Origin of the sequence: Streptomyces tailanensis (assembly GCF_008386495.1) — a bacterium.
Taxonomy (GTDB): Bacteria; Actinomycetota; Actinomycetes; order Streptomycetales; family Streptomycetaceae; genus Streptomyces; species Streptomyces tailanensis.
This window is the reverse complement of the sequence record NZ_VTHJ01000079.1, coordinates 1-14,814: the sequence shown is the minus strand read 5'-3', so window position 1 is coordinate 14,814 and position 14,814 is coordinate 1. Positions and strand designations below refer to the sequence as shown.

At 71.4% G+C, this 14,814-nt stretch carries 7 protein-coding genes and 2 pseudogenes; 6 read left to right on the top strand and 3 right to left on the bottom strand.

Features of this window, described 5'->3' with window-relative positions; translation table 11 throughout:
* Positions 1-106 precede the first annotated feature (106 nt).
* A pseudogene (locus F3T56_RS40145) lies at positions 107-1,415 on the bottom strand (phosphatase PAP2 family protein).
* A 302-nt stretch (positions 1,416-1,717) separates the two neighbouring features.
* On the opposite strand from F3T56_RS40145, the gene F3T56_RS40140 reads away from it, so the two are divergent.
* The 3 genes from F3T56_RS40140 to F3T56_RS40130 are packed head-to-tail and all read left to right on the top strand — an operon-like array spanning position 1,718 to position 9,911.
* Entirely contained in the window at positions 1,718-7,258 is a 5,541-nt protein-coding gene (locus F3T56_RS40140; RefSeq protein ID WP_149830402.1) for a glutamate synthase-related protein, read from the top strand.
* A complete protein-coding gene (locus F3T56_RS40135) occupies positions 7,255-8,982 on the top strand; it encodes a diflavin oxidoreductase (RefSeq protein ID WP_149830401.1) in 1,728 nt (575 codons plus the stop codon). The genes F3T56_RS40140 and F3T56_RS40135 overlap by 4 nt, the downstream gene beginning before the upstream one ends.
* Positions 8,983-8,984: 2 nt before the next feature.
* Positions 8,985-9,911: a hypothetical protein gene (locus F3T56_RS40130; protein WP_149830400.1), complete on the top strand. Its 927-nt coding sequence runs from the start codon at positions 8,985-8,987 to the stop codon at positions 9,909-9,911.
* Between the two features lie 15 nt (positions 9,912-9,926).
* Here F3T56_RS40130 and F3T56_RS40125 read toward each other — a convergent pair whose 3' ends face one another.
* Entirely contained in the window at positions 9,927-10,529 is a 603-nt protein-coding gene (locus tag F3T56_RS40125; protein WP_246204337.1) for a hypothetical protein, read from the bottom strand.
* Between the two features lie 189 nt (positions 10,530-10,718).
* On the opposite strand from F3T56_RS40125, the pseudogene F3T56_RS49935 reads away from it, so the two are divergent.
* A pseudogene (locus tag F3T56_RS49935) lies at positions 10,719-11,438 on the top strand (lysostaphin resistance A-like protein); the annotation flags it as partial.
* Positions 11,439-11,804: 366 nt separating this feature from the next.
* Here the strand turns inward: F3T56_RS49935 and F3T56_RS40115 are convergent.
* Entirely contained in the window at positions 11,805-12,734 is a 930-nt protein-coding gene (locus F3T56_RS40115; protein WP_149830399.1) for an alpha/beta hydrolase, read from the bottom strand.
* Positions 12,735-12,923: 189 nt separating this feature from the next.
* Between F3T56_RS40115 and F3T56_RS48820 the strand changes: the two genes are divergently transcribed.
* Both F3T56_RS48820 and F3T56_RS40105 read left to right on the top strand, forming a co-directional pair.
* Entirely contained in the window at positions 12,924-13,568 is a 645-nt protein-coding gene (locus F3T56_RS48820) for a substrate-binding domain-containing protein (protein ID WP_246204336.1), read from the top strand.
* Positions 13,517-14,662 (top strand): sugar ABC transporter permease, encoded by a 1,146-nt coding sequence (locus F3T56_RS40105; RefSeq protein WP_149830398.1) that lies wholly within the window; start codon positions 13,517-13,519, stop codon positions 14,660-14,662. Before F3T56_RS48820 ends, F3T56_RS40105 begins: the two co-directional genes overlap by 52 nt.
* The last annotated feature ends 152 nt before the right edge of the window (positions 14,663-14,814 follow it).

The following is a 14,814-nucleotide window of genomic DNA, read 5'->3' as shown; positions in this document are numbered from 1 at the left end:
CTTCCAGGGTCGGTAAGCCCGGTGGGCTTTCCCTGGTAGACCCCTTCGGAGTGGGCTTGGATGCCATGCGTTCAAGCCCTTTCGCCACCGGCTGCCGCAACGGGGTTCAGACCAGCTCGGGTTGGGGCCGCGGTTTCGGTTGGTGTGCTGGTGTGGGCTTCGGTTCCCAGTGTTTGGTGGTGCGTACGTAGCCGTAGATCACCGAGGCCATCGCCAGGAGGAGAAGGGGGCCGTACAGCCACGGGTGTTCGGCCATCTCCGTGGACAGGTAGCGGTAGGACACCAGGAGCGCGGCGAAGACCGTCGCGCCGTAGGCGACGAGTTGGGTTGCTGACCGGTCCCAGCCGTGTGCCTGCGCGCGCAGGGCCGCTTCGACCGTGAGGGCGAATACGACACCGGCCACGAGGTCCGCGCCGTAGTGGTAGCCGAAGCCCAGCGTCGCGGCGAGGGTGGCGATCAGCCAGAACGTGCCCGCGAAGCGCAGGATCCGTGGGGCCTTGCGGGAGTGGATGTAGATCACGGTGGCCCATGCCGTGTGCAGGCTGGGCATGCAGTTGCGCGGGGTGAACTCGTCGAACGGCATCGGGTGCGGCGCGCCGGCCGGTGGCGTGACCGGCCACAGGTCGCCCACCGCCCACTGCCCGGTGGGTGGTGCTTCCGGCCACAGGTTGGCCGCCGCCCAGTACTCGCTGCCGGTGCCGTAGGCGAAGACCGGCCCGACCACCGGGTAGATCATGTAGATGGCCGGTCCGAGGAGGCCGGTGGTCAGGAACGTGCGCACCAGATGGTGACGGGGGGAAGCGGCGCTCGACCGCCACGTGGCGCAGTTGGTAGAGGGCTACGACGACGGCGGCGACCGCGAGTTGGACGTAGACGAAGTCGAGCAGACGGATGCCGATCGGGCCGGTGGCCGTGAGGATGCGGCCCGCCAGCCAGGACGGGTCGCCCAGCGCGTGATCGGCGGTCGCCACGTACTGGTCGAGCACCGTCGGGCGGGTCTTCGAGGTGATGAGCAGCCAGGTGTCGCCGGTCTTGCGGCCGGCCACCAGTAGCAGGCCCAGCCCGACGCCCTTCAGCAGCAGGACACGTTCCCGGCCGGTGCGGCGCGTGACGGCGATGACCCCGTAGGCCAGTACCACCCACAGCGCGCCGTTGCCGAAGCACATCCTGGCGTCGAGCGCCCATCGCACCAGCAGGAAGACGGCGTCGATGCCGATCGCGGCACCGGCCGCGACGAACCGCTGCCGCCAGGGGAGCACCACCATCATCAGCGCCATACCGGCGTACAGCAGCGGCCCCGATTTGGGGGTGAATATCACCTCTCGTACTTGGTTGGTCATCGGCCCCGGCAGGCCGTAGCGACGTGCGGCGATCTCCAGCGTGATGAGGAAGCCGAGGGCCACCGCGGCCGCCACGGCCCAGAGTCTCGCCCTGCCTATTCGCGCTATCGCCCTATTTATTCGTGAAAAGGTCTGTGGTGTTATATATCTCAATTTTTTTGTGTCAGGGCGGGTTTTCCTGTCACCTTCCTGTCAACGGGGCCCCCGGTCGAGGAAGATAGGAAGATCACGCCCCGGGTTCCAACCCACTCGCTCGAAATAGATGCATGGCGCATACTTGCGGCAGAGTTAGGTAGCCCTTACCGTTCTCGCGGCGAGCGCTTCACCGACGCAGCCTGGCCGTCCGCTGTCGGAACCCGCTCCCACAGGACCCCCACTTGAATCACGCCACCTTTGGTCTCTACGACCCTGCCCGCGATCACAGCGACTGCGGCGTCGGCTTCATCACCCGCCTCGACGGGACGCCGAGCCACGACGTCATCCTCAAGGGCCACGAAGCGCTCTGTGCCATCCCGCACCGTGGCGGCGCGTCCGCCGAGGGCGTCGGTGACGGCGCGGGCGTGAGCGTCGACCTGTCGGTGGAGTTCTTCGGCGCGATCACCGGCGAGACGCTGCGCGCCGGGCACTTCGGCGTCGCGAACTGCTTCGTGCCGACCGACACCGACGACGCCGACCGACGCAGCCATGCGATGGACCTCGTCGGCCGCTGCATCGCCGACCAGGGCTTCGAGACGCTCCTCGTCCGCGACGTACCCGTGGACCACTCCGTCGCCCGGCCCGCCGCCGAGCAGTACCAGCTGCCCATCGTGCAGTGGGTGTTCCGCGCGCCGGACGCCTGGTCGCGGGCCGACGTCGACGCCGCCGCCAACCGCGCCCTGCTCGCGATCGAGGCCGTCGCCTACGCCGACGACACGTACGCGGGGCTGTACCCGCTGTCGCTGAGCGCGCGGACGCAGGTGCTCAAGGGGCGGCTCAACTCCGGTGAGGTCATCGGGTACTTCCGCGATCTCGGCGATCCGCGGCACTCGGTCCGGACGCTGTACTTCCACACCCGGTTCTCCACCAACACCCAGCCGCACCCGACGATGGCGCAGCCGTTCCGCCTCATGGCGCACAACGGTGAGCTCAACACCGACCGCAAGAACCGGCTCAGCGACGAGGCCCTCGCGCGGGCCCGCACCCGCAGCATCGTGCGTCCGCCAGGGCAGTCCGACTCCAGCCGGCTCGACCAGACCCTGCAGAGCCGGGTGTTCGACGACGGCCTGGACATCGTCGAGGCGGTCGTCTCGCTCATGCCGCCCGCGTGGGAGAACGACCGCACCCTGCCCGTCGCCGTCCGCGACATGCTGGAGTACTTCTCCCTCTACGAGGAGAAGAACGACGGCCCGGCGGCCGTGATCTTCAGCGACGGGGACGTCGTCGGCGCCCGCCTCGACCGGCTCGGCCTGCGCCCGCTGCGTACCGTCGAGACCGCCGAGTACCTGATGGTGGCGTCGGAGGCCGGACAGGTCGCGTTCCCCGACGACGAGGTAGTGCACCGGGGCCGTATCGAGGCCGGCGGCATGCTCGTCGTCGACCACCGCACCGGCCGCCGTATGCGCACGCGTGACGTCCTCGACGCCCTCGCCGCGCGCCGGCCGTACTCCGAGCTCCTCACCGAGGCGCGGGTGAACCTCGACGACCTCCCCGCTCCCGACTACTACCGTGGCACGACGACCCTCGGCTACGACGGCGACCTCACCCTCGCCGGCCGGTACGTGGCGTACTCGCTGAACCAGGAGAGCTTCCGGTTCATGCTCGACCCGATGCTCGCCGACGGGTCGGAGCGGATCTCGGCGATGGGCTACGGCAACGCCATCAACGCGCTCAGCGACACCGAGGGCGGCATGGCGAAGTACTTCTCGCAGCGCTTCGCCCAGGTGACGAACCCGCCGCTGGACAGCATCCGCGAGGCCGACGGCATGAGCATGCGGGTCGCCCTCGGCCCCAAGCCCGACGGCACCGGGGAGGCCGGCGGGCGGCAGCTCGTGGTGTCCTCGCCCGTGCTCGGACATCTCGACATGGTCCGGCTGCGCGACCAGCGGATCGTGCCCCTCACCAGGTTCGCCATGCTCTACGACCCGGTGTCCGGGGACGCGTCCGCGAACGCCGACACGCTCCGCTCCGCGGTCCAGAAGCTCTGCGACGACGTCGAACGGTTCGCCGCCGAGCAGGGCGGCATCGCGCTCCTCACCGACCGGGCCGTCTCCTCGACGCGCGCCCCGCTGCCCGTCATCCTCGCCATCGCCGCCGTGAACCAGCGGCTCATCGAGACCGGGCTGCGGCTGCGCGTCTCGCTCGTCGCGGAGAGCGGCCAGCTGGCCTCCTCCCACCATGTCGCGACCGCGCTCGGCTTCGGTGCCTCCGCGGTCTACAGCCTCAGCGCACGGCTGCGCGCCGAGGAGAGGTACCCGAGCGCCCCGGCCCCCGCGGGTGAGATCACCGAGACCGACCGGGCGCTCGCCAAGTTCCGCAAGGCGGCCGAGAAGTCCCTCGCCAAGACCATGGGCCGCGTCGGGCTGTGCACCGCCGAGAGCTACATCGGCGGCGAGTTCTTCGAACCGAACTACCTCGACACCCGCGACGACATCTTCGCTCGCGTCTTCCCGCACATGGAGGCCCCGGTCGGCGGTGTCGGGTTCGCCCGCATCGCGCAGGCCGCGACGGACTGGCACGAGCGGGCCCGTACGGTCGAGGGCGAGCAGCAGGTCCCGCTGCTCGGCCTGTTCAAGGAGCGGTCGGACGGCGCCGGGCACTCCTTCGGCGTCACGGCTGTGCGCGGCTTCGGCGACATGACCGAGGAGAAGCCCGAGTTCGGCAAGGACGGCGACCCCGACGCGCTGCGCCTGCTCACGCTGGCCCAGCTCGACGACGCCTTCGGCATCACCGACGCCGCCTACCGGAACACCGGGTACGACGCGCTCAGCGACGCCGAGATCGACGCGTTCCGGATCACGCCCGGGTACCGCGCCTTCCTGCGGACGACCCACGAGGAGCGGTCACGCCGCCCGGCCGCGCTGCGTGACGTGCTCGCGCTGCCCGCGGATGTGACCGGGCTGCGTACGGCGGAGGACTTCGCGCGCGAGCTGGGCCGGTTCTCGACGAGCGGCAACGCGAGCGTGACGGTCCGCGGGGTGGTCGCCGACGTCATCGACCCCTCCACCGTCCGGCTGCGCCTCACGGCCGCCAAGGACCTGGGCCCCGACGCCGCCGAGCGCCACGCCGCCCTCGCCGACGGCCTCGCCCTCGCCCACCCCGGCGAGGTCGAGACGCTCGACGTGGACGCCGAGGGCGTCACCGTCGCCGCCACCGGCACCGCCGCCCACCTCCTCACCCTCCTCGACAACGCCCCCGACAGCGTGCCGCTCGACGAGGTGCAGCCCGCGCACGAGATCACCCGCTCCCTCGCCTCCGGCGCGATGAGCCACGGCGCGCTCGTGGCGACCGCGCACGAGGCGGTCGCGCACGGCACGAACATGGTCGGCGCCATGTCGAACAGCGGCGAGGGCGGCGAGCACCACTCCCGGTACGGCACCATCCGCGGATCGAGGATCAAGCAGTTCGCGTCCGGGCGGTTCGGCATCTGGGCGGGCTACCTCGCCGACCCGATGCTCGAAGAGCTGGAGATCAAGATCGGGCAAGGCGCCAAGCCCGGCGAGGGCGGTCAGCTGCCCGCGCCGAAGGTCACCGTCGACATCGCGGCCGCGCGCGGCGGCACCCCGGGCATCGAGCTCATCTCCCCTCCCCCGCACCACGACACGTACTCGATCGAGGACCTCGCACAGCTCATCCACGACTGCAAGGCCGCCCGGGTCCGGGTGATCGTGAAGCTGGTGTCCTCGGAGGGCATCGGCACCATCGCGGTCGGCGTCGCCAAGGCCGGCGCGGACGTCATCAACGTCGCCGGGAACACCGGCGGCACGGGCGCCGCGGCCGTCACCAGCCTCAAGTACGCGGGGCGTTCGGCGGAGATCGGCGTCGCCGAGGTGCACCAGGCGCTCGTCGCGAACGGGCTCCGCCAGAAGGTCGTCCTGCGCTGCTCCGGCGCGCACCAGACCGGCGGCGACGTCGTCACCTCCGCGCTGCTCGGGGCCGACAGCTTCGAGTTCGGTACGACCGCGCTGATGATGCTCGGCTGCGTCATGGCGAAGAACTGCAACGTCAAGTGCCCCGCCGGGCTCACCACGAACCCCGAGGTCTTCGAGGGCGACCCGCGCGCACTGGCGCAGTACCTGCTCAACATCGCGCACGACGTACGGCAGATCCTCGCCCGCCTCGGCCTGCGGTCCCTCCGCGAGGCGCGGGGGCGTACGGACCTGCTGCAACTCCTCGACCACCCGGCGAGCGTGGGGCGCCTCGACGTGCGCCGCCTGCTCGCGGGCGTGCCCGAGAAGGCCGTGGCGGACCCGGAGTACCTGGAGAAGGACTTCACCACCGACGACGCCCTGATTGAGCGCATAAGGGAAGCGCTCCTCGACCGGCGCGAGCCGTCCCTGCTCGTCGAGGGCGTCCGCCTCGGCAACAGCGACAAGTCGGTCGGCGGACAGCTCTCCATCGACGTCGAGCGGCTTCTCAACCACGAGATCCAGCACACGAACGCCCCCGCCGTCACCACCGACGACCGCGGCCGCCGCCGCCTCGTCGACGGCGCCGTCCGCATCCGCACCACCGGGTCGGCCGGTCAGTCGTACGGCGTGTTCTGCAATGACGGCATCACCCTCGAACACACCGGTACGGCCAACGACGGCGTCGGCAAGAGCCAGAGCGGCGGGCGGATCGTCGTCCGCGCCCCGGGCGGCGGCAGCGCCGAACGCGGCGGCAACGTGCTCATCGGGAACTTCGCGCTGTTCGGCGCGACCGGCGGCCGGACCTTCGTGCAGGGCGAGGCCGGTGACCGGTTCGCCGTACGGAACTCCGGCGCGACCGCGGTCGTCGAGGGCCTCGGCGACTTCGGCTGCGAGTACATGACCGGCGGCACCGTGCTCAACCTCGGCGGCTTCGGCAAGGGCCTCGGCAACGGCATGAGCGGCGGTTTCCTGTACCAGTACGACCCGTCGGGCGAGGTCCGCGACCGGGTGAGCGTCGACTCCCTTCTCGTCTTCCCGGTGACGGACACCGGGCACGGCGCCTTCCACGAGGCGGCCGTACGACTGCTCCTGGCCTGGCATCTGGAGGCGACCGGATCGCCGCTCGCGGCCCGGCTGTTGGAGGACTGGGAGAGCGAGCGGGAGCACGTGTACTGCGGGATGCCCAGGGCGCTGCTCCTGTACCAGGACGCGGGTGAGATCCTCGCCGCGGCCACGCGCAACGAACTCCTCGACGAGCTGGCGACCTCGATCGCTTCCGACAAGCTGCGCGCGTTCAAGGTCGACTACCGCGACCGCCGTACCGTGCTCGGCGGCCGGGCCCCGGCGCTCGGCGACCAGGGCGGCGACGACATGTTCTCGCTGCTGTCGTCGTACACGGTGCTCGGCGTCGCGCAGGACCTCGCGCTGAAGCGGGTGCCCGGAGCGACCGGCCCGGACGACCCGAAGGTCGCCGAAGCCGTCCGCAACCTCGTGCTCACCGAGGACTTCTTCGTCAAGCAGCGCGTCGTGAAGTACCTGCGCGGCACGCTGGAGCGGTTCGGCGACGACGAGCTGGCCACGCTGATCGCGATCAAGCGCCTCGACGACTACAAGAGCGCGCTCCGGCAGCGCAACAACCTCAGCGTCGACGCCCCCGGCACCTACGGCTGGATCGTCCACCAGACCACGAAGAACGCCGGCCGCGTCCGCGCCGCCCGGTTCGACGAGCTGCTCGCCACCGCCGCGCTCGACGACATCGCGAGCCGCCACACCCACCTCCCGCAGGCCCCGATCGAGGCAGTGACCCCGTGAACACCCTGACGCCCCCGACCGGAACCCTCATCCCGGCCGACGCGCCGTTCTCCGCCGCGCAGGAGGCCTGGCTCGCCGGGTTCATCGCCGGCATCGCGGCCGCCGGACGCCAAAACGCCGGGGCGGGCGACGCGCCCGCCGCCACCATCGACGTCCTGTACGGCACGCAGACCGGGAACGCCGAGTTCCTCGCCGGCGAACTCGTCACCGGGGCCCGCGCCCGCGGCCTCGGCGGCACCGCCACCGCGCTCGACGACGTCACGCCCGAGCGGCTCGCCGCGATGTCCCACGTCCTCGTCGTCACCTCGACGTACGGCGAGGGCGAGATGCCCGACAACGCCATGCTGTTCTGGGAGGCGCTCCAGGCCGACACGGCACCGCGCCTGGAGGGCCTGACCTACGCCGTCCTCGGGCTCGGCGACCGGGGATACGACGACTTCTGCCAGGCCGCGAAGCTCATCGACACCCGCCTTGAGCAGCTGGGGGCCACCCGGCTGCACGACCGCGTGGACTGCGACGTCGACTTCGAGGAGCCGGCGGCGGAGTGGACGGCGGCGGTGCTGGAGCGTCTGGTCGCGGAGACCGGGGCTTCCCCGGCGGCCGCAAAGGCTCCGGCGCCCGTGACGAAGCGCTCCCAGTGGAACAAGCGCAACCCTTACCGCTCCCGCCTCGCCGTGAACCGGCTTCTCTCCTCGCCGGACAGCGCGAAGGAGATCCGCCACTACGAGTTCGACCTCGGCGACAGCGGCATCACGTACGAGGCGGGCGACGCGCTGGCCGTCGTACCGGTGAACGACGCCGTGCTCGTAGGGGAGTTGCTGACGCACCTCGGTGCGAGCGGTGACGAGGAGGCCGCCCAACTCCTGCGCACCGAACGCGAGATCCGCATCCCGTCCAAGGAACTGATCGCCGACCTCGTCGAGCGCGCCCCGTCGAGCGAGCTCGCGGCGGTCGTCGCGCACGGCGACCGCTCAGACCTCGACTCCTGGCTCTGGGGCCGGGACATACTCGACCTGCTCCGGGACGCCGGCCCCGCCGCACCGGACCTGGCCGAACTCCTCCCGTTCCTGCGGCCGTTGCAGGCACGGCAGTACTCGATCTCGTCGAGCCCGCTCGCCCACCCCGACCGCATCCACCTCACCGTCGCGTCCGTCCGCTACGGCACCGGGCAGCGGACGTACGAGGGCGTGGCGTCGACGTACCTCGCGGACAGGGCGGACTCGGCCGTAGGCGTCTTCGTACAGCCGAACGCCTCCTTCGGCGTCCCGGCCGACGACGACGCCCCGATGGTCATGATCGGCCCCGGCACGGGCATCGCGCCGTTCCGCGGCTTCCTGCACGAGCGCGCCGCGCGGGGCGCCGCCGGGCGCAACTGGCTGTTCTTCGGCGACCAGCACCGCGCCACGGACTTCGTCTACGAGGACGAGCTGGACGAGTTGCGGAAGCGCGGCGTGCTCACCGAGCTCGACCTCGCGTTCTCGCGCGACCAGGCCGAGAAGGTGTACGTGCAGACGCGGATGCGGGAGCGGTCGCGCGAGCTGTACGCGTGGCTGGAGGAGGGCGCGCACCTCTACGTCTGCGGCGATGCCTCCCGTATGGCGAAGGACGTCGAGGCGGCCCTGCTGGGCGTCATCGCCGAGCAGCGCGGACGCGGTGACGACGACGCGGCGGAGTACCTCGCGGACCTGCGCCGGGCGAAGCGCTATGTGCGGGACGTGTACTGAGCATGACCGACCATGATGGTGGTTGCGGATTCGAGGGATGCTGCGGCCGGCGGAAGCGCAGCGCGCGCCTGATCGACGCGCGGATGCCGGAGCTGGCGCGGTGCCTGACGCTCTTCCAGTACGTCCAGGCGGTCACCGGAGGCCCGGTCGCGCGGATCGACCAGGCGGGCGGTTACGCGGTCCCGAGCCTGCGCGGCGACGCGTTCGCCGTCCGCCCGGGCGAGATCGCGCTGCGCCTCGACGCCGCCGGTGTCGCCTCGGCCGTGGTCGCGCGGGAGCAGTCCACCGGCTCGGTGACCCTCCACCTGCTCGACGCGGACGGCCGGACCGTGCACCAGGGGCGGCTGCTCTCCGAGGGCGACCGGCTGCTGGCCGGACTGGTGGGCACGCTGGATGCCGGGGCGCGGGCCGTCGGACCGTCCGCGGCCATCTCCGTACCCGCCTGGGAGAACGTTTCGCTACCCGCCTGGGAGAACGGCGACCAGCTCGCGCAGCTCGACGCGGTCCTCGCGGACGGCGGGGCCGCACGGCGCGGGGCGTTCGACCGGTACCGGGGTGAGCACCGGGCGATCGACGCCGGCGTCGTACCCGCCGTCCTCGACCACGTCTGCTCCGTCGGACTGCCGATCGGCGTCGCGGTGTTCGCCCCGGCGGCCATGCAGGCGTGCGGCGGCCGCGTGCACGTCACCGACCGGATCGTCGGCGGGCGGGTGTTCGCGGCGGTCGCGGAGAGCTCGGTGGAGATCGACCTCGCGGGCGTCCGGGCCTGCCACCTCGTCCGCTCCACGGCGGCCCACGGCCCCACCTCGGCACTCGAACTCGACGACGAGGACGGCCGCTGCGTCGCGGTCATCACCCAGTTCGGGATCGTCGGGGAGGACGTGCACGCGGCGTGGGAGCACCTCGCCGTGTCACTGCCCGACGCTTAGCACGGTGTGCGTGCGTTACGCGCGGCGGCGCCTGGAGCCGATGGCGTAGGCGAGACCGAATGCGACGGCGGCGGCGAGTACGAGGCCGAGCGGGGAGGACCAGTCGACTCCGCCGGCCCCCTCGTCGTTCCACCATGCCTTGGCCGGGAAGAAGGGCTCGTACGTCAGCAAGTCCCAGGCGGCGCGGGGGGTTTGCTCGTAGGCGAAGACAAGGGGCAGGGAGTTGGTGTAGCCGAAGAAGGCGCCGAGCGCGGCGATGACGGCCCCGCCGATCCTCGCGCCATTGCTCCGGCCGCCCACCAGGCCGACCAGGGATCCGACGATCGCTCCGTTGAGCAGCGCGTGGCCCAGGTAGAGGGTGGTGGAGATGGCGAACGTCTGATCCTTGTACGTGGCCACGTTGAGGCCGGAGTAGAGCAGCGCGACGAGGAACGAGACGAGGAGCCCCAGGAACACCGCGCCGACCGGATGCCCGCTTCTGACGTTCGGCCGCGGCGCGAAGGGCTGCGGTGCGAAGGGCTGCGGCTGGGGCTGGAACTGTCCGTACCCGGGCGGCTGTTGCGGCGGCGGGGCGGGCTGACCGTACGGGTTCTGGTAGGACGGTGGCGGCTGGTTCACGGTTGTCCCCCGGTTGTGGATAGGCAGGTGCAGCAAGCTATCAGTGAGGTCAGAGGGAGGGCGGCGGAGCCGGGGCGGGACTTGTGAAGGGCGCTCTCTGCCTTCTCTGCCTTCTCTGCCTTTCGGTGGAGATCAGTTCGTGCCTGGGGCTGATGTCGGGCCGCGGGGCCCTCGGGGAGGCTTGTCGCCATGACGAACCCGTTCGCCGCCCCGACGCCACCGCCCCTCCCCCAACCACTCCCCGAACCCCTCCCGGAACCGCTCGCCTACCACCGCATGGCCCGCGTCTCGGCACGTCACCGATGGTGGCGGCCCCTGGTGGGCACCCTGTTCGTGATCGTGGCGTACGCGTTCGCGCTCGGGCTGGTCTTCGGACTCTCCTCCGTCTGGGGAGCCGCCAGGGGCTACCCGGACGACCCCGAAGGGACCGTCGAGTTCGGCCCCGTATCCGGCACCGCCGTCGACCTGCTGATCATCGCCGTAGCCATACCCGTCGTGCTGCTCGCGGTGCGCTGGATCGGCGGCCGCCCGGCCGGCACGGTCTCGTCCGTGACGGGCGGGCTGCGGTGGCCGTGGCTGGGGTGGTGTGTGCTGGCGGCGCTGCCGATCCTCGGCGTGGCCACCGGGGTCATGTTCCTGCTGCCCTCGGAGGGTGCCCCGCCGGAGCGGTGGGCGGGCTGGGAGGTCTTCGTCCCGGCGCTCGCCATGCTGGTCGTCCTGGTACCGCTGCAGGCGGCCGCCGAGGAGTACGTCTTCCGGGGCTGGCTCACGCAGGCGGTCGGCGCGTTCCTGCGCTCGCCCTGGTGGGCGCTCGTGCCCCAGGCCGTGCTGTTCGCCGCCGCCCACGGCTGGGGCACCCCGTGGGGCTTCGCCGACCTGGCCGTGTACGGAGTGGTCGCGGGCTGGCTGACCGTGCGCACGGGCGGTCTGGAGGCGGCCATCGGACTGCACGCCGTGAACAACCTCCTGGCCTTCGGCATCTCGGCCGCCGTCGTCGACGGCCTCAAGAGCGACGACACCGCCGCGGACGCGCCCTGGCAGTACGTGGCCGTCGACCTGGTCGGCATCGCCCTGTACGCGGCGACCGTCCTGTGGCTGGCGCGTCGCCGTACGCCGACCCGCACCGTCCCGGCGCCGCTGCCGCTCCCTCCGCGGCCGAACTTCCCGGGGGCGTACCCGCAGGGTCCCTTCCCGGGCGCGTACCCGCACGCATACCCGCAGCCGCCTGTCTGGCCCGTACGCCCAGGGGCCCACGGCCCCCGTGACGCCCGCCGGTCAGGCGGCGAGGGCCGTGCGCAGGGTGTCGGACATCAGCTCGATGGCCTCCTTGCCGGCGGGTACCGGGCCGGTGTGGGTGAAGTAGTGGTCGACGCCCTCGAAGACGCGGTGGGTGACCGGGACGCCCGCCGCGTCCAGGGCCTTGGCGTAGGCGTCGCCCTCGTCGCGCAGGCGGTCGTACTCGGCGGTGATGACCAGGGCGGGCGGAAGACCGGCGAGGTCGTCGGCGAACGCGGGCGAGACGAGGGGGTGGGCCCGGTCGGCGGGGTCCGGGACGTAGGCGGCGGTGAAGATCCGCATGAGGTGGGGGGCGAGCAGCGGCTTGGCGATGGGGGACTGCTTCGTGGACGGGTCGGCGAGCTGGTCGAGCGGTGCGGAGTCGATGATCTGGAGCCGGGGCGTGAAGGTGCCGCGCTCCCGGGCCGTACGGCAGACCGCGGCGGTGAGGTTGGCCCCGGCGCTGTGCCCTCCCACGGCGAGCCGTGAGCCGTCCCAGCCGTGGGCTGCGCCGTTCTCGGCGATCCACTCGGTGACGTCGTACGCCTGGGTGACGGCGGTCGGGTACGGCCGCTGGGGGGCGACGGCGTAGTCAACGTTGATCACCACGCAGCCCGCTGTGGCGGCGATGTAGCGGCAGATGTGGTCGTCCTGCTCGGGCCGGCCGACGATGAAGCCGCCGCCGTGGAAGTTGACGTACACGGGGGCAGGCTTGTCCGTGTCAGTGCCGGTTCCGGTGCCGGTGCCGGTGCCGGTGCCGGCCGGGGGGCGGTAGACCGTGCAGTCCACCGGCCCGGCACCCGTCTCCACCCGCAGGGATTCCGTGCGCTTCGGGATGTCGGTGAAGCCCAGCTCCTCGTGGACGCGGGTCATCATGCCGCTGAGCAGCAGTTGGACGCCTCTGGCCTGGATGCGGGAACTGAACGGCATGATCCGACCACCCCTATCGCTTCAACACTCCAACACTTCAACATTGAAGTATCAAGTTTCCTGTCAATGGTGACCCGATGATGACCTCTCGACCCGCGTTACGCAATGGCCTGGCTTAGCTTGGTAGCAAAGGGCTACTACCGGATAAGCAAGGACAAATCCCTCGCAAGGACGCCTAAGGAACCGGCCATGGGTCTCGGTGTTCGTCGTCTCGGTGTTCGTCGCGGTGTTCTCGGTGTCGGCGTCGCCGCCCTGCTCGCGCTGACCGGAGCCTGCGGCGCGGGCGGCGGCGGTGACGGGGGTGGTGGCGGAGGCGACGGTGACGGCGACGAGAGTCTCACCGTGGGGCTGCTGCTCCCGGGGGGCGGAGCCTCCCGGTTCGGGCAGTTCGACCGGCCCCTCATCGAGAAGCGGCTGAAGGAACTGTGCCCGGACTGCCCGGCGGCAATGGTCGGCGCCACAGCCGAACCAGCGGTCCAGCGGCAGCAGCTCGACGCCATGATCACCAGGGGTGTCGACGTCCTGATCGTGGCCGCCGTCGACGCCAAGGCGCTGCGCTCATCGGTCGAGGCCCCGGCGGACACGGTGGCGGCAACCCCGGCCAACGCAACGCCGGAAACCCCGGTGGACGCAAGTGCAGAGGCCGCGATGGACGCAGCAACGAAGGCCCTGACGGACGCGGCAGCCCAAGCCGCGGCGGGCGCGGCAGCGCAGGCCGTGGCGGGCCCCGGTGGCGTGACGGACGGCGGCTCGGGGGGGTTGCCGGTGGGGCGTGGGGGCGGTTGCGGGAGGGGGAGCTCGGGCCGGTTGCGGTGTTGGTTGCTCTTGGCGTGACCTGGGGTGTGTTCCAGGGGCTCAACGATGCCTTTCTCTCGCCGCGCAATCTGTCCGTGCTCAGCGTGGACATCGTCGGGACCGGTCTGGTCGCCGTCGGCGTCGTCTTCGTGCTGCTGATCGGCGAGATCGACCTGTCGGTGGGCTCGCTCGCCGGACTGTCGGGCGCCCTGTTCGCGGCGCTGAACGTGAACCAGGGGGTGCCGGAAGGGCTCGCCGTGCTCCTCGCCGTGCTCTGCGGTGCGGCAGCCGGGGCCGTGCACGGGTTCGTGTTCACCAAGATCGGCGTACCGGCGTTCGTCGTCACCCTCGCGGGTCTGCTGGCCTGGAACGGCCTGATGCTCCAGTTGCTCGGGCCCGAGAGCTCCATCAGTTTCAGCGGCGACGGGTTCGTCGCCACGCTGACCCGCCAGTACTTCAGCGCCGCCACCGTCACGTACGGCCTGGCGGCGCTCGGTACGGCCGCGTACCTCCTCGTCTCGTACCACGACCGCCGGCGTCGCGGCGCCGCCGGGATGCCGTGCCGGCCGGTGGGCGAGATCTGGGCGCGTACGGCCCTGCTCGCGGTGGTCGCGTTCGCCACCGTGTACGTGCTGAACCGGTTCGAGGGGCTCCCGCTCGCCCTCCTGATCCTCCTCGCGGTCATCATCGCCTCGGACGTCTTCCTGCGCCGGACGCCCTACGGCCGGCAGGTCATCGCCCTGGGCGGCGGCGCGGAGGCGGCGCGGCGGGCCGGCGTCGACGTGGCACGCGTACGGATCGGGGTGTTCCTGGTGTCGGGGACCCTGGCCGCGATCGGCGGCCTCTTCGTGGCGTCCCGGCTCACCTCGGCGACCCAGGTCCCGGGCTCAGGCATGCTCCTGATCAACGCCATCGCCGCCGCCGTCATCGGCGGCACCAGTCTCTTCGGCGGCCGCGGCTCGACCTGGTCCGCCCTGCTGGGCGTCCTCATCATCCAGTCGATCGCCTCGGGCATGGCCCTCCAGGGAGTCCAGCCCGCGGTCCAGTTCATGATCACCGGCGGCGTACTGCTCATCGCGGTGATCTCCGACGCGGTGGCCCGCCGCGCGGCGGAGTCCCACGGCCGGGCTTGAGGAGAGCGGCCCCCTGGGAGGGAGTAATTGGCAACGCCGCGCACAGGGCGTGTCGAGGCATGTAGCCGAGACGGAACTGCCAATTACCGTTCCTGTGGACTGAGCAGAAGCGAGTCCGCTCAGTCGCACGCCCCGAACGGTCTTGGGCGTAC